At 61.3% G+C, this 18571-nt stretch carries 18 protein-coding genes and 1 pseudogene; 13 read left to right on the plus strand and 6 right to left on the minus strand.

Annotated elements, in window-relative coordinates:
- Position 1: 1 nt before the first annotated feature.
- A complete protein-coding gene (gene rfbB, locus J3A64_RS00945; RefSeq protein ID WP_210063453.1) occupies positions 2 to 1000 on the minus strand; it encodes a dTDP-glucose 4,6-dehydratase in 999 nt (332 codons plus the stop codon).
- A gap of 55 nt (positions 1001 to 1055) precedes the next feature.
- On the opposite strand from rfbB, the gene rfbA reads away from it, so the two are divergent.
- On the plus strand, positions 1056 to 1952 hold the full coding sequence (gene rfbA / locus J3A64_RS00950; protein WP_210063454.1) for a glucose-1-phosphate thymidylyltransferase RfbA: 897 nt from the start codon (positions 1056 to 1058) through the stop codon (positions 1950 to 1952).
- Positions 1953 to 2175: 223 nt separating this feature from the next.
- The gene (locus J3A64_RS00955; protein WP_210063455.1) at positions 2176 to 2367 is read left to right on the plus strand and encodes a hypothetical protein; all 192 of its coding nucleotides are present in this window, start codon (positions 2176 to 2178) and stop codon (positions 2365 to 2367) included.
- Between the two features lie 205 nt (positions 2368 to 2572).
- Here the strand turns inward: J3A64_RS00955 and J3A64_RS00960 are convergent, their stop codons facing one another.
- Together J3A64_RS00960 and J3A64_RS00965 are read right to left on the minus strand one after the other, a co-directional pair.
- On the minus strand, positions 2573 to 3121 hold the full coding sequence (locus tag J3A64_RS00960) for a YdcF family protein (RefSeq protein WP_210063456.1): 549 nt from the start codon (positions 3119 to 3121) through the stop codon (positions 2573 to 2575).
- The gene (locus tag J3A64_RS00965; protein WP_043806261.1) at positions 3118 to 3582 is read right to left on the minus strand and encodes an Lrp/AsnC family transcriptional regulator; all 465 of its coding nucleotides are present in this window, start codon (positions 3580 to 3582) and stop codon (positions 3118 to 3120) included. Before J3A64_RS00965 ends, J3A64_RS00960 begins: the two co-directional genes overlap by 4 nt.
- Positions 3583 to 3753: 171 nt before the next feature.
- Between J3A64_RS00965 and pdhA the strand changes: the two genes are divergently transcribed.
- The 6 genes from pdhA to J3A64_RS00995 all read left to right on the plus strand — a co-directional run bounded on the left by pdhA (position 3754) and on the right by J3A64_RS00995 (position 8998).
- Positions 3754 to 4968, plus strand: coding sequence for a pyruvate dehydrogenase (acetyl-transferring) E1 component subunit alpha (gene pdhA, locus J3A64_RS00970; RefSeq protein WP_210063457.1), 1215 nt, complete (start codon positions 3754 to 3756; stop codon positions 4966 to 4968).
- The gene (locus J3A64_RS00975; protein WP_210063458.1) at positions 4965 to 6065 is read left to right on the plus strand and encodes an alpha-ketoacid dehydrogenase subunit beta; all 1101 of its coding nucleotides are present in this window, start codon (positions 4965 to 4967) and stop codon (positions 6063 to 6065) included. Before pdhA ends, J3A64_RS00975 begins: the two co-directional genes overlap by 4 nt.
- Before the next feature lie 2 nt (positions 6066 to 6067).
- Positions 6068 to 7549, plus strand: coding sequence for a dihydrolipoamide acetyltransferase family protein (locus J3A64_RS00980; RefSeq protein WP_286176122.1), 1482 nt, complete (start codon positions 6068 to 6070; stop codon positions 7547 to 7549).
- Positions 7550 to 7871: 322 nt separating this feature from the next.
- Positions 7872 to 8177, plus strand: a complete 306-nt coding sequence (locus tag J3A64_RS00985) for a glycine betaine ABC transporter substrate-binding protein (protein WP_210063460.1) — start codon at positions 7872 to 7874, stop codon at positions 8175 to 8177.
- Between the two features lie 132 nt (positions 8178 to 8309).
- Entirely contained in the window at positions 8310 to 8714 is a 405-nt protein-coding gene (locus J3A64_RS00990; RefSeq protein ID WP_043806617.1) for a VOC family protein, read from the plus strand.
- Positions 8711 to 8998, plus strand: coding sequence for a helix-turn-helix domain-containing protein (locus J3A64_RS00995; RefSeq protein WP_210063461.1), 288 nt, complete (start codon positions 8711 to 8713; stop codon positions 8996 to 8998). Before J3A64_RS00990 ends, J3A64_RS00995 begins: the two co-directional genes overlap by 4 nt.
- A 42-nt stretch (positions 8999 to 9040) precedes the next feature.
- On the opposite strand, the gene J3A64_RS01000 is transcribed toward J3A64_RS00995, so the two are convergent.
- Positions 9041 to 9829, minus strand: coding sequence for a hypothetical protein (locus tag J3A64_RS01000; protein WP_210063462.1), 789 nt, complete (start codon positions 9827 to 9829; stop codon positions 9041 to 9043).
- Between the two features lie 168 nt (positions 9830 to 9997).
- Between J3A64_RS01000 and J3A64_RS23550 the strand changes: the two are divergent.
- A pseudogene (locus J3A64_RS23550) lies at positions 9998 to 10078 on the plus strand (VOC family protein); the annotation flags it as partial.
- Between the two features lie 26 nt (positions 10079 to 10104).
- Here J3A64_RS23550 and J3A64_RS01005 read toward each other — a convergent pair.
- Positions 10105 to 10881 (minus strand): AraC family transcriptional regulator, encoded by a 777-nt coding sequence (locus tag J3A64_RS01005; RefSeq protein ID WP_286176124.1) that lies wholly within the window; start codon positions 10879 to 10881, stop codon positions 10105 to 10107.
- Between the two features lie 38 nt (positions 10882 to 10919).
- Between J3A64_RS01005 and J3A64_RS01010 the strand changes: the two genes are divergently transcribed.
- From J3A64_RS01010 to J3A64_RS01020, 3 genes are all read left to right on the plus strand, one after another.
- Positions 10920 to 11390: a DUF2000 family protein gene (locus J3A64_RS01010; protein WP_210063464.1), complete on the plus strand. Its 471-nt coding sequence runs from the start codon at positions 10920 to 10922 to the stop codon at positions 11388 to 11390.
- A 48-nt stretch (positions 11391 to 11438) separates the two neighbouring features.
- The gene (locus J3A64_RS01015) at positions 11439 to 11804 is read left to right on the plus strand and encodes a cupin domain-containing protein (protein WP_210063465.1); all 366 of its coding nucleotides are present in this window, start codon (positions 11439 to 11441) and stop codon (positions 11802 to 11804) included.
- A 72-nt stretch (positions 11805 to 11876) separates the two neighbouring features.
- Positions 11877 to 12089 carry a DUF4177 domain-containing protein gene (locus J3A64_RS01020; protein WP_011775776.1) on the plus strand — a complete coding sequence of 71 codons (213 nt, stop codon included), beginning with the start codon at positions 11877 to 11879 and terminating at the stop codon, positions 12087 to 12089.
- Between the two features lie 168 nt (positions 12090 to 12257).
- On the opposite strand, the gene J3A64_RS01025 is transcribed toward J3A64_RS01020, so the two are convergent.
- Positions 12258 to 15236 (minus strand): S-layer homology domain-containing protein, encoded by a 2979-nt coding sequence (locus J3A64_RS01025; RefSeq protein WP_210063466.1) that lies wholly within the window; start codon positions 15234 to 15236, stop codon positions 12258 to 12260.
- A gap of 311 nt (positions 15237 to 15547) precedes the next feature.
- Here J3A64_RS01025 and J3A64_RS01030 point away from each other — a divergent pair, with 311 nt between their 5' ends.
- A complete protein-coding gene (locus J3A64_RS01030) occupies positions 15548 to 18496 on the plus strand; it encodes a S8 family serine peptidase (RefSeq protein WP_286176126.1) in 2949 nt (982 codons plus the stop codon).
- Positions 18497 to 18571: the final 75 nt, after the last annotated feature.

The following is an 18571-nucleotide window of genomic DNA, read 5'->3' on the forward strand; positions in this document are numbered from 1 at the left end:
ACTATTGCCCCTGCTTCGTGTACTTGGCCTCGGTTTGGGCTTTCTGCGGACGCCACCATGCTTCGTTGTCGCGGTACCACTCAATGGTGTTCTTAAGGCCAGAGTCAAAGTTTGAGTACTCAGGGCTCCAGCCCAACTCCGTGCGCAGCTTGGAGGAGTCGATTGCATATCGAAGGTCATGGCCTGGACGATCGATGACATGGTCGTAAGCATCGCGACTTTGCCCCATGTGCTCAAGGATTAGTTCCACTACGTCTTTATTGTTCTTTTCGCCGTCGGCGCCGATCAGATAAGTCTCACCAATGCGGCCCTTTTCGATGATCGCAAGCACGGCCGAAGAGTGGTCGTTGGCGTGGATCCAGTCGCGGACGTTTTCACCCTTGCCATAGAGCTTGGGGCGGACACCATCAATGACGTTCGTGATCTGGCGAGGTATGAACTTCTCGACATGCTGGTAAGGGCCATAGTTGTTGGAGCAGTTGCTGATTGTGGCCTGCAAGCCAAATGAACGCACCCACGCCCGAACCAATAGATCCGAACCCGCTTTAGTCGACGAATACGGACTGGAGGGGTTGTATGGAGTGTTCTCGGTGAATCGCTCCGGGTCGTCGAGTTCCAGATCCCCATACACCTCGTCAGTCGAAATGTGGTGGAAACGCTTGTCGTGCTTGCGTGCGGCTTCAATCAGCGTGTAGGTGCCGATGATGTTGGTGTCCAGAAAAGGGCGCGGATCATGCAACGAGTTATCGTTGTGCGATTCAGCTGCATAGTGGACTACCACATCATGCGTTTTGACGAGGCCATCGACGACCTCTGCATCCGCGATGTCACCTTGAACCAGCGTGACGCGGTTGCTGGGAAGCCCTGCCAGGGATTCTAAGTTCCCGGCGTATGTCAGCTTGTCAAGCACGGTGACGGTGTGATCCGTGTTTTCAACAACAAAGTGAACAAAGTTTGAACCAATGAAGCCGGCGCCGCCGGTTACGAGTATCTGCCCCATGACGCATAACCTTACGGGTTTGCGGATGCCCGCACGAACACGGAATGATCTGATCATGCGAGGAATCATCTTGGCTGGGGGAACTGGATCGCGTCTGCACCCGATCACCCTCGGCATCAGCAAGCAACTTGTCCCTGTCTACGACAAACCGATGATCTATTACCCTTTGTCGACGCTGATTCTGGCTGGCATTCGCGACATTCTTATTATCACGACTCCTCATGATGCGGAGCAGTTCCAACGTCTCTTGGGAGATGGCTCCCGTTTTGGTGTGAACCTAAGTTACGTCCAGCAGCCCTCGCCCGATGGCTTGGCGCAGGCTTTCACGTTGGGAGCTGACCACATCGGTAGCGATACCGTTGCCCTGGTCCTCGGCGACAATATCTTCTACGGCCAGGGCATGGGCACCCAACTGCGCCGATACGCAGACGTTGACGGTGGTGCGGTCTTTGGTTATTGGGTAAAGGACCCCAAAGCATATGGTGTGGTCGAGTTCGATCAGGACGGTCGTGCGATCTCTCTACAGGAAAAGCCCGAGAACCCTCGCAGTAACTACGCTGTCCCCGGTCTCTACTTCTACGACAATGACGTTGTTGAGATTGCCCGAAACCTTAAGCCATCAGATCGTGGTGAGCTTGAAATCACTGATGTCAACAAAACGTACTTGGAGCGAGGCAAACTGCAGGTCGAAGTGTTGCGTAGGGGAACCGCATGGCTAGACACGGGAACCTTCGAGGACCTGAGCGACGCATCGAACTTCATCCGAACTGTTGAGAACCGGCAGGGTTTGAAGGTCGGTGCTCCTGAAGAAATCGCTTGGCGTTCGGGTTTCCTCACGGACGATGAACTACGTGAGCGGGCGGAGCCTTTGGTCAAGAGCGGCTACGGCTCGTACCTCTTGGGTCTTCTCGAAGCGAGGAAATCCGATTCAAGCTCGGTTCCCGTTCACTAAGGCGGTGGTTTCGCAGGTTGTCATGCTGCCCGGGTAGCATGCTGCCTCGGGTGGGCTGGCGCCACCCCGGGGCGCCAGCCACTGGGGCGAAGTAGACGCGTGGTCAGGGCCATTCTGGTCAAAATTGCCGAGTACTTCGAAGCTGAGACCAAGTAGTGGGCCCAAAAAACACAAGTACTAACTACTCGTGTGCTTGCTGCCTGAACTTCTCTAGTGTCGAGGCATGATCACCCTATTAAATGCCGGCGGTGAGTCCCCGGAACAAGCAGGTCGCAGGGCTGTTGAGGTACTCCAAGACGCCGGGTGGACAGCGTTGTCGATCACAACGGCATTGGTGTTACTCCCTGTGATCGCAATCGACGAAGCCCTACGCGCACTTATGCCGTCAGGAAGGCGCAGCCGTCACGTCTACTGATCCGAGTGCGCCGGGATGAGGGGACCTGCGTCGGGTTCAGTGTGCACGCTGCAGGCGTCACGCCGGCGGATTCGAAGGCCGCGGAATCCTTATGCCTTGCGTCTAAGGAAACAGACTCTTCCCGAACTCATCCACCCGCAGCACGTCCAGGAGCTCAGCAATAGCCGCAATCGTGCGCTCCGGCGCAGGGCCATCCGCAGAACACTCAGCATTCCGGCCGCACCCACACATCCAACAGACCACCCGTTTCCACCACGAATCGCCACACCCACGCCACTGGGGAGAGCTCCGGCTCGGTACCCACCATATGTACGTCGGCAGCGATGCACTGCTTCATGAGAGTGCCGGCCCGCTGGACGTGATAGTCGGAGGTCACCACGGTCACGGACGTCCATCCGTGTTCTGCCGCAAGGTCGCGCAGCCGCAACGCTTCGCCTCGGGTGTTCAGCGGGTCCGGACGGAAGCAGTCCAGGTGAGTGGCGCCGTCGTGCTCTTCACAAAACTCATCCGACCCGGCGTTGGCCGGTAGACCGGTGGTGACGACCACCAAGTCTTCTATGCCCAGCTGGTCCCGAAGCTCGAGGCCCACCGGGAGCCGTTCGTCGCTCATGCCGCCCAGCACCACAATCGCATCGGTCTTCTGGGGAGTGGCGCGGGGCGGGTTGTGGAAGAGCTGGAAGGCAGCGACCAGCCACAGGACACCCGCCAGGACGCAAGCCACCAGCGTCCAGGCGAGCTTTCGCTTGAAGGTCACCGGGTATCGACGTCCTCGAACACCAGGAACGTTTGGGTGTCCAGGATGCCGTCCATGGACTGCAGTTGATCGAAGATGACGCGGCGGAGGTGGATGTTGTCTGTGGCGCGGACCAGGAGGATGACGTCGAAGTCGCCGCCCACCAAAGCGATGTGGTGAATCTCCGGGATGGCCCGCAGCTGTTCCTTCAATTCGCGCCAGGAGTGCTGCTGAACCTTCAACGTCACGTAGGCAGAGGACCGCAGGCCCGCCTTGATGGGATCCACCAGTGCCGTGAACTTGGTCAGCACGCCCTCGCCCGTGAGCCGGGCGATCCGGGAGTACGCGTGGGCCCGGCTGATGTGCACGTTCTCCGCCACCTGCGTGATGGACATGCGCCCGTCGGTGGTCAGCTCGCGGATGATGTCCCGGTCCACACTGTCCAGCGGTACGGCGGTCTGCTCCGCCTCGGCCTCGCTCACTGGCTCTCCAATTCGTCTTCAGCACGGGCACGTTACCCAGCTCACAATTGCAATTCGTCTTTCAGAATACCCAGTTTAGGCAAGGGCTTCCATGATTCGGCGGAAAGCTGGATACGAAACAGAGCCGGGGAACATACTGGAAGCACATAGTGGCTAGAGAAGGACGGACCAATGACGATCCACGCAGATCACTCTGCGCCGGAAACGGCTGTAGAGGACCAAGCTGCTGACGTTCGGACAAAATTCGGCATCAGCGTTGAGGACTACATGCTCCCCGCCCGGCACCAGATCCAAATGGTGAACCCGGACGGCACCCTCCGCTCCCATGACGAGCAAGGCACCGAACCCGGCCACGAATACCCCACACCCGGCGACGCTGAACTGATGGCCGCTTACGAGCAGCTCGTCGTCGGACGCCGCGTCAACGATCAGAACTCTGCGCTGGTCCGGCAGGGCCGCATGGCCGTCTACCCCTCAAGCCACGGCCAAGAAGCCTGCCAGGTTGCAGCTGCCATGTGCCTCAGCGAAGGTGACTGGCTGTTCCCCACCTACCGCGACGCCGTCGCCGTCATGACCCGCGGGGTGGACCCCGTTGAGGTGATGACCATCTTCCGCGGCGACTGGCACGGCGGGTACGACCCCAGCGCGCACAACGTCGGCATCCAATGCACCCCGCTGACCACCCAGCTGCTCCACGCCGTCGGCGTCGCGCACGCTGCCAAGCTCCGCGGTGAAAACACTGTAGTGATGGCCATGTGTGGCGACGGCGCCACCAGCGAAGGCGACTTCCACGAGGCACTGAACTTCGCCGCAGTCTTCCACCTGCCCGTCATCTTCTTCGTGCAGAACAACAAGTACGCCATCTCCGTACCGCTCAGCCACCAGTCCGTGGCGCCGTCGCTGGCCCACAAGGCTGTTGGCTACGGCATGGCCGGTGAGCGCGTTGACGGCAACGACCTCGTCGCACTGCTCGCCGTGATGGACCGGGCCGTGAAGCTGGCCCGCGAAGGATCCGGCCCGCTCCTGATCGAAGCCCACACCTATCGCATGCAAGCCCACACCAACGCCGACGACGCCACCCGCTACCGTCCGGACAGCGAAGTTGCCGAATGGCAGGCCAAGGATCCGCTGACGCGCATGAAGTCATACCTCACGGATAAGGGCCTGCTGGACGATTCCGCCAATGAGCGGATCGCTGCGCATGCCGAAGCCGTGGCCACCCAGCTTCGTGAAGGCCTGGGGGAGGAGGTTCCGGTGCAGCCGCTGGACCTCTTCAAGTACGTCTTCGCCAAGCAAACCCCGCAGCTGAAAGAGCAGTCCGAGATGCTCGCCGGCGAACTCGCCCGCGCCGAAAGCGCCAACCACGGAACGGAGAGCGCAAAATGACCGTCACCACCAGTGCGACCGGCACCACCACAGCCAACGTCAGCGCAGCCACCGCCAGCGCCGCCGCTTCCGCCGCGGCCACTGCCGAGGCCACCGGCCCGCAAAGCCTCACCATGGCCAAGGCCCTTAACACTGCCATGGCCGACGCCATGCGCGCCGACTCCTCCGTCTTGGTATTCGGCGAGGACGTCGGCATGTTGGGCGGCGTCTTCCGCATCACCGACGGCCTCATGGCCGAGTTCGGCGAACAGCGCTGCTTCGACACCCCGCTGGCAGAGTCCGGCATCGTCGGCATGGCCGTGGGCATGGCCATCAACGGCATGCGACCAGTCGTCGAAATGCAGTTCGACGCCTTCGCCTACCCCGCCTTCGAACAGATCGTCAGCCACGTAGCCAAAATGCACAACCGCACCAAGGGCAAGCTCAAAATGCCCATGGTCATCCGTGTTCCCTACGCCGGCGGCATCGGGGGAGTGGAACACCACTGCGACTCCTCCGAGTCCTACTACGCCCACACTGCCGGCCTGAAGGTCTACACCCCGGCCACCGTGGCCGACGGCTACCGCATGCTCCGCGAAGCCATCGACTCCGACGACCCCGTCATGTTCATGGAACCCAAGAAGCTCTACTGGTCCAAGGACCAGGTGGACTTGGGTGCCCTGCGAGCAGAGCACGACGCCGGCACCTCCACCGAGGGCCGCGCAGCTGTTGCCCGACCCGGTACGGACGCGACGCTCATCGCCTACGGCCCGTCCGTCCCCACCGCGCTCGCCGCTGCCGCTGCCGCCGCCGAAGAGGGCCGCTCACTCGAAGTCATCGATGTCCGCACCCTGGTCCCCTTCGACGACGAAACCGTCTGCGCGTCCGTACGCAAGACGGGACGCGCCGTCGTGATCGCCGAAGCGCATGGCTTCGCGTCCGTGTCCTCCGAGATCGTGGCCCGCGTCCAGGAACGCGCTTTCCACTACCTCGCCGCGCCCGTCCTTCGAGTGACCGGCTTCGATGTCCCGTTCCCGTCTCCCAAGCTGGAGCACTACTACCTGCCAAGCGTCGACCGCATCCTCGACGCCGTCGACGACCTTCAATGGGAGGACTGACCATGAGTTCAGATATGCAGGTCTTCAAACTGCCCGATCTTGGGGAGGGCCTCACCGAGGCCGAACTGGTGAACTGGCTCGTTGCCGTGGGCGACGAGATCGTAGTTGACCAGCCCATCGCCGAGGTTGAGACCGCCAAGTCCATGGTTGAGGTGCCCTCGCCTTACGCCGGCACCGTCGCCGAGTTGCACGGTGAAGCCGGTCAAACGCTCGACGTCGGCAAGCCGCTGATCTCGATCGCTCGCGCTGGTTCTGCGGCGAGTTCGCCCGCTGCCGCGCCTGTTCCTGCTCCGGCTGGTTCTGTGGATCCATCGCCGGTGTCCTCGGGTCTTGACGTTTCGTCCGCCGTGGAAGCTGCTGCCGAGACGTACCGGACCGAGGAAAAGGCAGGCTCGGGCAATGTGCTGATTGGTTACGGTACGCCCGGGGGAGCCACCGGTGGCCGGACCCGGCCGCGGAAGGCGAGTGCTTCTGTTGTTGCTTCTGCTGTTGCTGAGCCTGCTGCTGTGCCAGAGATGGAGCCGGCTGTGGCCGGAACGCGCATCCCGGGCAAGCTCAGTGCCGTCATCTCTCCGCTTGTCCGCAAAATGGCACGCGACCACGGTGTTTCCCTCGACGCTATTGAGGGCTCGGGCGCCAGCGGGTTGATCATGCGTAAGGATGTGGAGGCTGTTATTGCTTCGCCCTCGGTTGCTGCTGCGCCTTCTGTTGCTGCCATTCCTGCTGCTCCCGTTTCTGCTCCTGCTTCTGCGGGTGCCGTTGATAGCCGTACCGGCTTGTCTGTCTCTGCGCGGACGCCTGTCCGTGGAGTCCGCAAGGCCGTGGCCGCAAACATGACCCGCAGCCGCTCGGAAATCCCTGAAGCCACCGTTTGGGTGGACGTCGATGCAACCGCACTGCTGGAAATGCGTGCCGAGCTCAAGAAGCGCGCACCGCACGATACCCCTGGCCTGTTGGCCTTCATTGCCCGTTTTGTCACGGCTGGGTTAAAAAAGTACCCGGCCTTGAACACGCGCTTTGAAACCGCTTCGGATGGCTCTCAGGAGATCGTCGGGTTTGAAGGAATCAACCTCGGCTTCGCCGCCCAAACCGACCGCGGGCTCGTGGTCCCGTCGGTACGGAACGCGCACCAGCTGAGTGCCCGCGAACTGGACACAGAGATCCGCCGACTCACCGCCGTCGCACGTGACGGAAAGGCGACCCCCACGGAACTGGGCTCGGGCACGTTCACGCTGAACAACTATGGCGTGTTCGGTGTGGACGGCTCGGCTGCCATCATCAACTATCCCGAGGTCGCGATGCTGGGCGTTGGCCGCATCATCGACAAGCCCTGGGTAGTCAACGGCGAGCTTGCCGTTCGCAAGGTCACCGAGCTGACCCTCGCCTTCGACCACCGCGTGTGCGACGGCGAAACCGCGGCCGGCTTCCTCCGGTACGTTGCCGACGCGATCGAGAACCCTGGCGGCGCGCTCGCAGACATGTAACCCTCTCTCACATCCCGCGGGTTTGGGCGGGTTCCTCTCTCACATCCCAAGGGTTTGGGCGGGTCCCTCTCTCACATCCCGCGGGTTTGGGCGGGTCCCTCTCTCACATCCCGCGGGTTTGGGCGGGTCCCTCTCTCACATCCCTAGGTTTGGGGGGGGTCCCTCTCTCACATCCCGCGGGTTTGGGCGGGTCCCTCTCTCACATCCCGCGGGTTTGGGCGGGTCCCTCTCTCACATCTCATCTCTAGAGCGAACAGCAGAGACCACGAGCCTTCGGGCCGTGGCCTCTGTTGTATGTCTTCCAACTCCGTACGCTTGGATGATGGGAAACCAGCACAGAAACGTCGACGCCGTCCGAGACGAGATCACATCCGCAATTGCCGAGGTGCGGTCAGTCGCGCAACTCGAGCACGACGTGCAGCGCCAGCGCACCGCCGATTGGCTCGACAAACAGTTTGTTGGAGTCGACGACGCTCCAACTCTCCGTGAGGCCGCGGCTTCGGCGCTCTCGCTTTACGGCGGCAACGGATCTTTCTCCGACGTCGGAACGGCTGAATCTGCCCATGCTGTCGATCAGTTAGGGAGAGCCCTGCGGCGTGGGCGCACCCTGTTTTTCCCAGTCTGGTGATCCACCACTAATACAAGTCATTCGGTTAACAGGAGAGACCACGAGCCTCCGGCCTGGCGTGCAGGACGCGCAGGGCACATTGTGCGCGAACAACCATTGACGCCGCACTTGCATTTTGCAAGTATGGGCCGCATGAGCCTCTTCATCACTTGCCCTGTTGACAGCGTCGAGCGCGCGACCGCTTTCTATACCGCCCTCGGCTGGACCCTCAACACCGAGATGTCCGATCACAACGTGTCATGCTTCGCGATCGCACCGGAGCAGTACGTCATGCTCGGCAGCCGCGAGATGTACGCGAGCGTCGGCGGCGCCGAGGAACTGGTCGGCGGACCCGACACCCCCTCGAAGGTCACGGTGTCCTTCGACCTCGGCAGCCGGGAGGCGGTGGACGAGCTCATTGAACGCGCCGGTGCCGCCGGCGGCCGGATCGGTGACACCGACGACTACCCCTTCATGTACCAGCGCCAATTCGACGACCCCGACGGCTACCACTACTCGCCGTTTTGGATGAAGCCGGACGTCGATCCGACCGCGTGAGCAGCCTCGCCGCGGCCCTCGACGTCGTCGGAGCGCGGTGGGCCCTGCTCATCGTGGAGCGGCTCCTCGACGGGCCACAGCGCTACGGCGATCTGCAGCGCGACCTCGGAGTGCCGACCAACATTCTCGCGACCCGACTGCGCGAGCTCGAGGCCGCTGGCGTACTGTCCCGCCTGCCCCTCCGGCACAACACGCGGGCCTACGCGCTGACCGATAGGGGGCTCGCCTTGCGGGAGGCGATTGATGCGCTGGCTCGCTGGGGCCACGAGGAATGGCCTGGGTGAGGCGCAGAATCGCGATGCGCTCCGATCTACCGCATCACCTGATCAGTTGCCGGGACTGAACACGATCGAGTCGAAAACGGCGCGTGCCTCTCTCGTCAGCTCCGGATTGATCGATTCGTGGAATTGGACCACCCAGCTCACAGCGCGCTTGCCGTTCAAGTCCATCACCCGGTAGGTTTCGCGCTCAGCGGCGCTCGAGTACCAGCGTGTGCATTCGTTTGAGAATTCAGAGTGGATGCAGAATTTGTCGCGGTCGCAGGCTGTGATATCCACGTCGCCCTTGACGAAGTGGTCGAACTCGAAGCCGGAGTAATCACCCACCTTGACCTTGACGGGAGGGGTGCTCGCCGTTGACGTCTGCGCCGTCAACGCGTCGACGAAGTCCTTAACTGACGGATCGATCTTGACGAGCGCGCCCTCCCAAGCGCATGCGTCCGTCGGCACATACTCGGCGGGCCACCAACCCACGAAGACCCCCCATTCATCAGGGTGATTCGGGTCGTCCTTGGCCACACCATCGCCGTCGTCAGTCGACCAACCGGCTGGGACGGTGATCTCGAAAGGCGCCGGGTAGCCCTTGACGAGGACGCGGTAGGTGCCGGCGTCGAGGTCGCCACTCTCCGGCAGCAGTGGGACTGTTCGAGGGGCGCCACTGTCCGGCTGTGCCGGGGCCGTGCGAGCCTCCGTTGTCGAAGAACTTGCGGACGGGAGGGAGGCGTCGTCGGGCTTGGAGTCGCACCCACCGAGACATCCAATGAGTGCGATAACCAGCAAGGGTAAGAGATAGCGCCATCGCTGAGTGGCCAGTTCAAGGGGTGTCATGGAGCTCATCGATCCACCAAGCCGCTTTTGGGTACTGCGATGCCCCGCAGCTCAGTGGCCTCGCGGGCGGCCCCAGATGGGATGCCGTCGCCACAAGTCTCCTCCGGCACAGAACCCATGACAATAAGAGTTGTAAGGAGATCAGTTTCGACGAACTCACGCTGGGGGTCACCGCCCCCCATTGACGGTCCATTCGGCCGCAGGTTCACCTTCGCCGACGCCGACAGTTACCACGTGACGCTTCACGACCGGTCTTAGCCGCTACAACCGCGACGGCGTGAAGGTCAGGCCGTGAAGGCTCCCGGCGTGGTACCCAGAACACGACGGAAATGCCTGGTGAGGTGCGACTGGTCATGGAAGCCAGCCTCAACCGCCGCAACAGAAGCCGGGCGGCCATCGAGCAGCAGACGTCGGGCGCGGTCCACGCGGCGCCCCGTGACGTAGCGGTAAGGGGCGATGCCGTAGGCCTTGGAAAATGCGCGGACCAAATGGCTCGGGTGAGCACCCAGTAATTCAGCTGCTTCGGCAATGGTGAAGGACTCAAAGAGGCGGTCATCCAGCATCTCGCGCAGCTTGCGGGCCAGGGGAGCGTCCCGCGTCGGCGACGACGGCGTTCCCAAATGGGAGCGGACCGATTCTCGCAGAGCCAGAACGCCGCATTCGGCCTCCATCACATCCGCCGGCAAGGACAGCGCCGCATGGATGCCGGTCACGGTTGCCACCGTCTGCGGATCCACCAGCAGCGGTTGCGCCACTGCCGCCTCTGCTGCTTTGGCGGGCAGCCAGTCTTCACTCAGGTACAGGACTCGCTTACGGAATGATTCACCTCCGACGGCGGAGCGACCGTCGTGCGGGACATGCGGCGGTAGCAGGGTGATTGAGGCGGGAACTGCCTGATGTTCGGTGCGGCCGAGGTCGTAAGTCACTGCCCCTTTGTCGATCAGAAGCACCGTCCAGTCGTCGTGAGTATGGGACGGGTACCTGTGATCGTCGAACGTTGCATGCAGCACCTCGCGCACGTAAGGCACGGCCGGATGCCATGCGTGCACTGAGTTACCCATGCAAGAAATGTACAAGACCGCCATTCCTGCCTGCGGCCATGCTTGGGTTCATGCAAGAAAACTCGACAGCAGTCATTGATTCCCCTTCCTCCGCGACCGTTCGCTTTGACACGAAAGTGGTGGTGGTCCTCGCTGATGATCTTCTGCCCTGGCAAGAGCTGAACGTCACAGCATTTCTCATGAGTGCCATCGCCACCAGTGCCCCGGGTCTGACGGGGGAGCCGTATCAGGACCGAGACGGGAACGGCTACCTTCCCATGCTTCGCCAGCCCGTTCTGGTGCTCACTGCCGGGCAGGAACTCCTGGCGGCAGCGCGGGAGCGGTCTCTTGCTCGGGAGATTCCCATTGCCCTGTACACGCGAGATCTTTTCTCCACCGGCCACGATGAAGCCAACCGGGCAGCGGTGGCGGCGGTTGCTGCCCAGGACCTTGACCTCGTGGGAATTGCCCTCCGCGGCCCTCGAAACGTGGTTGACCGGATCGTGAAGGGCGCACGAATGCACTCGTGAAAATGTTGGACGCCCGTCAAAGACCTCGAAAGAAAGTGCTGATCATCCATGACTGATTTGGTACGCAACATCAATGCCGCCCTTGATTCGATCTCGGCGCACTGGCAGCCTCACAGGCTGACTAGCATCAACGATTACGACGTGAAAGTTGTGAAAATTCAGGGCGAATTCGTTTGGCACACTCATCCCGATACCGACGAATTGTTCATGGTCATCAGTGGGAATCTCACCATTCAGCTCCGCGACGGCGATGTGGTGCTCGGGCCTAACGACATCTACGTGGTCCCCAAGGGGACCGAGCACTGCCCCAAGGCTGAAAACGAAGTCCACGCCCTGCTGTTCGAGCCAAAAGGTACGGTCAACACAGGTGATGCGGGTGGTGACATGACCGCCACGCTGCGCGAACTGGGCTGACCCCCCAAAGGTTCCCCGCCGGCGTCGAGTAGCCTTGCACGCAACCGTCCCGAAACAGAAGGAAGTGTCGCGATGCAGCAGTACGTCGTTCTCCAAGTGATCCTGAAAGAGAAAATGTGGGGCGCCGGTTCGGGCAACCTTCCCTCCCTGGAAAAGGCCATCAACGATCAAGCCGCCAAGGGCTACAGGCTCCACACCATAACCACTGCCAGCAGCGGGAGTAAGGGAGTGATCGGAGGCGGTGACCGTATTCAGGCGACCATGGTGTTTGAGCGCATCGGCTAGGTCCCTCCCCGTCCGAGGCAACTGTCGCGGAAGCTGTCAAAATCGGCGACGTCCGGCCGTCACCGCCGACGGCAGCTTACAAATTCCCGCGGTCAGCTGGTGGTACGTGACCCGCATCGAATCACTGGGCTAACTGACAATCACCGGACCAGCTACATGCACGCTGTATCAGAAGGCCGGAACTTCCTGCGGAACGTATGAGTCTGCAGTAGTGCCGTTTCCTAGCTGTCCCAAACCGTTCTCTCCCCAAGACCAGAACCTGCCATCGCTGGTAAGGGCATAGGACGTGTAGAGGCCTCCAGTGACAAACTGGACACCGTTTAGCTGCTGCACGCGAATCGGCACGTTGGTGGTGTTGCGGGTACCATCTCCCAGTTCTCCTGAGTTGTTGTTGCCCCAAGCCCAGAACTCATCTGCCCCGTTCGATGCGAAGACGCTATAGACGTTCGCTCCAATGTTTTCGATGCCACTCAGCCCGGGGATTTGAACGGGGACATCGCTATGTCCCTGGTATGTTCCGTTCGCCAACAGGCCAAGCCCGTTGTGACCCCAAGCCCAGACGGTTCCATCGTTGCGAAGGGCAAGGGCGCCATAGCTGGTGCCCACGATGTCCCGCACGCCGTCCAGGCCGGAAACCCTGACCGGTACCAAGGAGTTGACGGTTGTTCCGTTGCCAAGCTGGCCCTCCCCGTTGTACCCCCACGCCCACACTGAACCGTCGCCCTTGAGCGCGTAGCCCGAATTTCCGCCGCCCGAGATCTTGGTGACATCCGTAAGACCCTGCACCTGAAGGGGCGTATGGCCTGTCCCCAGAGTGTGGCCTTGCCCTTGCTGGCCTTTGGTGTTGTTTCCCCATGCCCAAACAGTGCCGTCCGAGCGCAACGCGTAGGCTGTGTTTCCGTTAGCGGCGATACTCCTGACGCTGTTCAATCCCTGGACCTCGAGTGGAACCGATGAATACTGCCCACCACTTGAGTTGCCAAGCTGGCCGTAATAGTTGCTTCCCCAGGCCCACACTGTTCCGTCGCTCTTGAGAGCGTAAGCGTTGTATCCGTACGCTGCTACAGCTGTCACCTTACGAAGGCCCAAAACCTGAGCGGGCACGTAGGTGGCATAGGCATCGGAGCCTGTCCCCAAATTTCCGGAGGCATTGAAACCCCATGCCCAAAGTGTCCCGTCCGCTTTCAAAGCGAAGGCGCTCTCAATCCCAGCGGCCACTCCGATGAGCCCGGTTGGTACCGGGTCGGATGGTTTGATGACCGGGGTGCCTTGGCAGGGATTTGCTGTGAAGAGGGGCCATGTGTTGGTTGCGGTGGCTTTCCATTCGCCGAGGTCGAAGCCGAGTATTTTGATGCCTGCCAGGACACCGAGTCGGCCCTCGACGCCGAGTTCCAGGGGGCAAGTCCAGGAGAGCTGTTCCCCGCTGGCGGTGGTGACGGTGATGGTGGTGGTCGCGTAGGGGCCGATGCCGAAGGTGATCCCGGCAATGCCGTAGAGCTTGATCGTGGCATCAAAATCCAGGGATGCTCTTGCGGTCAGGGATGCTGAGGCTTTGTAGTCGTTTTCGATTCCGGCGGTGGTGGGTTTGTCGTTGACCAGGGCGAACGAGCCGTTGTTGTATTTGAATCCGTGGTTGCTGGTGACGGTCTGGGATGAGGAGAACACCACGTCGGCGTTCCCGTCCAGGGAGAAGTTCGCGTTCATTGTCGCGTTGCTGGTCACTACTACCGGGACCGGGCCGGCCATGAACGTGAACGCGGAGTTCAGTTCGCCCAGCTTGGCGGTGACCTGGCCTTTCAATGATCCCTCTACCGTGAGGGAGTGTTCGGCCCTGATCGAGGGGGTGATGACTACGGAGACTTCCTTCAAGCTCAGGAAGGCGGTTTGTAGTGTCATTTTTGCTGTGGCCTTGGCCGTCACTGACGACTTTAGGGTCACTGACCCGTCACCGGTCAGCGGGGCGTCGGGTTTGCCGAACTCGCCCTTGACGGTCCTGGTCAAGGCCATGGATTTGTTGAACACCTCCGCAGAGGCCGCCGCGTACGGCCGGGCCATATCTGGTGTGGGTGCGGGGCCGGTTCTGGTTGCGGTCGGGGCTGCGTCTGGTTCAACGACGACGTCGGGCGCGGGGATGAACTCGGAGCTCACCGGGGTGCCGGTGACTTCGAGCAGCCCTCCGGTGGAGACCACGGCTTCGGGCAGGGTGGCGGGTTTGGTTTTCACCAGGGTGGTCCCGCCCGGGTCCCGGACTACCTGGACCACCCGGACCAGGAGCCCGTCCGGGGTGCCGGTGGTGATACCGGAGACGAGTACGTCGTTGGGTTTGATGTCCGTTGCTTGATCCGAGGGCAGGACCACCGTGTTGCTGGTGACTTGTGCGGTTTGGAGTTGGGCCGGTTCCAGGATTTCAACGTCCGGGGCTACCGTGACGGTCCCTGCGGCCGGGTTCTCAGGGTCGGCGGGTTCTTTCTGTCCTGCGTACCGGTACAGGAACGCGGCCATCGCATCCCGGGCGATCCCGTTCAACGGCCGGTATTCCCGCACCCCGTTACCAGCATCCCAGCCCGTGGAAATCCCGGACGCGGCCAGCCAGGTGATCTCGGTATAGAACCCGCCACCGGCGGGCACATCACCGAAAGGAGAAACAGAAGGGGCGGTGAAGGCTGGTTTGTCCGCGTACCGGTACAAGAACGCGGCCATCGCATCACGGGCAATCGGGGACAACGGACGATACTCACGCTTCCCGCCACCAACATCCCAGCCGGTGGAAATGCCCTTGGAGGCCAGCCAGGTGATCTCCTTATAGAACGCTGCCCCAACCGGAACATCAGTAAACGGAGACGCCGAAGGGGCTGTGAACGCGGGGGACCCGGCATGCCGGTACAGGAACGCGGCCATCGCGTCCCGGGCAATGGACTCCAACGGACGGTACTGCCGCACCCCTGACCCGGCATCCCAGCCCGTGGAAATACCCGATGCGGCCAACCACGAAATCTCCGTCGCGAACTGCGACTCGGCCGGCACATCCGAGAACGACACCACGTTCTCCACCACCGGATCCGCAGCAACCGCCGCAGGCACCACCAACAACCCCGGCGCCACCACCACCACTAAAGCAAGCAACCACGCCACACCACGACGAAACACCGCAACCCCCACACACCGGCGACACCCAGACAACCCTCAGAAAGCTAACTAAATGACATCCCTCATCAGCAAAGCAACAGCAAATCCCCAAAAGTCGTGGGGATTGCTCAATGTGGCGTTCAATGCGTCAACTGTTACCCGCTTTGGGGGGAAGCCAAACGACCCAGCCATTGCACGGTGTCATAAACGGTTAGGTCATCCAGCGCAAGTCAAAAGTCTGCTTACAATCTCCTGGGGGTCAGCTGGTGATCTCCAGTTGCCTGCGACCAGCCAGCTCTGGCTTTTTCGCCTTCCCTAGGATGCCCAGAAACATGCTTGAGAGATTCCGCGCGCCATCGTTTAGAACCGTCGGCGTCGCCGTGACAACACTCCTTTTCAGCGGGGGACTGGCTGCACTTCCAGCAGTCGCCGACGAGAGTGACATCGTTTCCAGTACGACGCAGGCCATGCAGCCTGCTCTCGAGATTGCTACCGACCAGTTCATCGTTGGACTGAGAGAAGACAACGCGGGAGCACAGGCTGCGGAAACGGCAGGCAATGCCGTTAGTCAGGCTGCAACAAAGCTAGGCGTTCTTGCAACGAATTTGCGCGAGAGCGCAACCGGGGGACACATCGTCAAACTCGATGAAGCCCTTCCTGCGGATGAGGCTGAGGTCTTTCTCGACGCTCTAAGGTCAGATCCGGCCGTGGAATACGCGGAACCCGACGCGATTATGCAGACGGCAGCCGACCCAAATGACGGGCTGTATTCCCTTCAGTGGGATCTGTGGGAGGACTTCGCCGGACTTAGAGCTCCGGGTGCGTGGGAGTACAACCGTGGTCAAGGTGTGGTGGTGGCGGTCGTGGACACAGGCATCACAAGTCATTTTGAACTCGATGGCAACGTACTGCCTGGCTACGACATGATTTCCAGCTCCCAAGCCGCCCGCGATGGGGACGGCCGGGACGCTGATCCGACAGACGAAGGCGACTGGATTTCGGCGAACCAATGCTATTGGGGCAGCCCACAAGGTGTATCTTCTTGGCACGGAACTCACGTGGCAGGCACGGTCGCGGCCATCGGCGGGAATGGCAAAGGTGTAACGGGCGTAGCGCCCGAAGCCAAGATTCTTCCTCTTCGTGCTCTGGGCGCCTGCGGCGGGTACACGTCGGACATCGCCGATTCGATCGTATGGGCCGCGGGTGGTGTGGTGTCTGGTGCCCCGATCAACCCCAACCCGGCGAGAGTCATCAACCTTAGCCTCGGTGGCATTAGCCCCTGCTCCGCCAGCTACCAAAACGCGATCAATTTTGCTTACAACTCCGGGGCGGCCGTAGTTGTTGCTGCTGGCAATTCCAATAGGCCGGCAGCCGATTCGAGCCCAGCTAACTGCCAGAACGTGATTACAGTTGCAGCCAGTGGAAGGAACGGTGCCAGAGCTCCGTACTCCAACTACGGTAGCGCCGTGGATGTCACAGCTCCCGGTGGGGACATTAGTTTTGACGTTCGAAATGGAATCCTTTCGACATCGAACTTCGGGGCGACCACCAGAGAAGACCCCGCCTACGAATTCATGCAGGGAACATCCATGGCAGCCCCACATGTTGCAGGTGTCGCGGCTCTGTGGTTCTCCGAACTTGGTGGCATGACCAACCCTGAGTCTTTAGAAAGACGGCTGAAGGCGACTTCTCGGCCCCTTCCTGGTGGATGTCCGGCTGGCTGCGGATCGGGCTTGGTAGATGCAGCGGCAGCCCTGGACATCTATTTGCCAAGCTGGGTCATCCCATTGCCGGTACTCTTCACAGATGAAGACGGAACTTTAGGCGATAGCTTCACGATTCCGGAGGTGACCGGGGTTGAATACTTGGTTGGCGGAAATGCTGTCGCGGCTGGTACTTACCCGGGCACTGGGACGGTGACGGTTGCGGCTAGAGCCCTCAAGAAATATGTGCTCGCGGAAGGTGCGGCTTCTGAGTGGGCCCATGAGTTCAAGGCGACCCCGTTTGTGGTGACCCCGGCTCCGGTGACGTTTACGGATGTTGATGGGACGAAGGACGACACGTACACGATTCCTGCCACTGAAGGTGTTGAGTACCTGGTTGGCGGGAACGTTGTCGCGGCTGGGAAGTACCCGGGTTCCGGGACGGTGACGGTCACCGCCAAGGCACTGACGGATTATGTGCTGGCTGAGGGTGCCGTTTCTGAGTGGGCCCATGAGTTCAAGGCGACCCCGTTTGTGGTGACCCCGGCTCCGGTGACGTTTACGGATGTGGATGGGACGAAGGACGACACGTACACGATTCCTGCCACTGAAGGTGTTGAGTACCTGGTTGGCGGGAACGTTGTCGCGGCTGGGAAGTACCCGGGTTCCGGGACGGTGACGGTCACCGCCAAGGCACTGACGGATTACGTGCTCGCCGAGGGCGCGACGTCTGAGTGGTCGCAGGTGTTCAAGGCGACCCCGTTCGTCGTAACCCCGGCTCCCGTGACGTTCGCGGATGCTGATGGGACGAAGGACGACACGTATACGATTCCTGCGACAGAAGGTGTTGAGTACCTGGTCGGCGGGAACGTTGTCGCTGCAGGGACGTTCCCGGGCTCCGGCACAGTAACGATCACCGCAAGGGCTATGACGGATTACGTCCTCGCTGAAGGTACCGTGACGGAATGGTCGCAGCTCTTCAAGACCACCCCGGCTCCGGTAGTGTTCGCGGATCTTCCCGTTGGCGCCCAGTTCTTTGATGAGATTTCGTGGTTGGCTGCTCAGGGAATTTCCACCGGCTGGACGGAGGCCGATGGTTCCAAGTCGTTCCGTCCAGTTCAGGCCGTGAACAGGGATGCGATGGCAGCGTTCATGTACCGGCTTGCCGGTTCACCGGCATTCAACGCTCCGGCAGTGTCTCCGTTCGCGGACATCACGCCCAGCACACAGTTCTACAAAGAGATCACGTGGTTGGCGTCCCAAGGGATTTCGACGGGCTGGATCGAAGCGAACGGTTCCAAAACATTCCGGCCGGTACAACCTGTGAATCGCGACGCTATGGCCGCGTTCATGTACCGCTTTGCCGGGAAACCGGCGTTCGTGGATTCCCAGGTCTTCGTTGACGTGCCGCCGGGCGCACAGTTCCACGCCGAAATCAGTTGGTTGTCCGGTGCCGGCATCTCCACTGGCTGGACCGCTGCGGACGGCTCCAAAACGTTCCAGCCACTCGTCCCAGTGAACCGCGATGCCATGGCAGCGTTCATGTACCGGTACCACCAGAAGTACATGAACAACTAAACGGCGGTAGCCGCCTCTTCGCATGAAAAGAGCGACGCCGGAGGTCAGGTTGGGATTTCAACCTGGCCTCCGGCG

Source organism: Pseudarthrobacter sp. PvP004, from assembly GCF_017876035.1.
Classification (GTDB): domain Bacteria; phylum Actinomycetota; class Actinomycetes; order Actinomycetales; family Micrococcaceae; genus Arthrobacter; species Arthrobacter aurescens_A.

Bases quoted from the DNA above. Each gene is read 5' to 3' on its own strand.
- J3A64_RS01000 (WP_210063462.1), bottom strand. From the start codon at position 9,829: ATGAGCTCCATGACACCCCTTGAACTGGCCACTCAGCGATGGCGCTAT.
- pdhA (WP_210063457.1), top strand. From the start codon at position 3,754: ATGACGATCCACGCAGATCACTCTGCGCCGGAAACGGCTGTAGAGGAC.
- J3A64_RS00980 (WP_286176122.1), top strand. From the start codon at position 6,068: ATGAGTTCAGATATGCAGGTCTTCAAACTGCCCGATCTTGGGGAGGGC.
- J3A64_RS01010 (WP_210063464.1), top strand. From the start codon at position 10,920: ATGCTTGGGTTCATGCAAGAAAACTCGACAGCAGTCATTGATTCCCCT.
- J3A64_RS01005 (WP_286176124.1), bottom strand. From the start codon at position 10,881: ATGGGTAACTCAGTGCACGCATGGCATCCGGCCGTGCCTTACGTGCGC.
- J3A64_RS00985 (WP_210063460.1), top strand. From the start codon at position 7,872: ATGGGAAACCAGCACAGAAACGTCGACGCCGTCCGAGACGAGATCACA.
- rfbB (WP_210063453.1), bottom strand. From the start codon at position 1,000: ATGGGGCAGATACTCGTAACCGGCGGCGCCGGCTTCATTGGTTCAAAC.
- rfbA (WP_210063454.1), top strand. From the start codon at position 1,056: ATGCGAGGAATCATCTTGGCTGGGGGAACTGGATCGCGTCTGCACCCG.
- J3A64_RS01020 (WP_011775776.1), top strand. From the start codon at position 11,877: ATGCAGCAGTACGTCGTTCTCCAAGTGATCCTGAAAGAGAAAATGTGG.
- J3A64_RS00975 (WP_210063458.1), top strand. From the start codon at position 4,965: ATGACCGTCACCACCAGTGCGACCGGCACCACCACAGCCAACGTCAGC.
- J3A64_RS00990 (WP_043806617.1), top strand. From the start codon at position 8,310: ATGAGCCTCTTCATCACTTGCCCTGTTGACAGCGTCGAGCGCGCGACC.
- J3A64_RS01030 (WP_286176126.1), top strand. From the start codon at position 15,548: ATGCTTGAGAGATTCCGCGCGCCATCGTTTAGAACCGTCGGCGTCGCC.
- J3A64_RS01015 (WP_210063465.1), top strand. From the start codon at position 11,439: ATGACTGATTTGGTACGCAACATCAATGCCGCCCTTGATTCGATCTCG.
- J3A64_RS00955 (WP_210063455.1), top strand. From the start codon at position 2,176: ATGATCACCCTATTAAATGCCGGCGGTGAGTCCCCGGAACAAGCAGGT.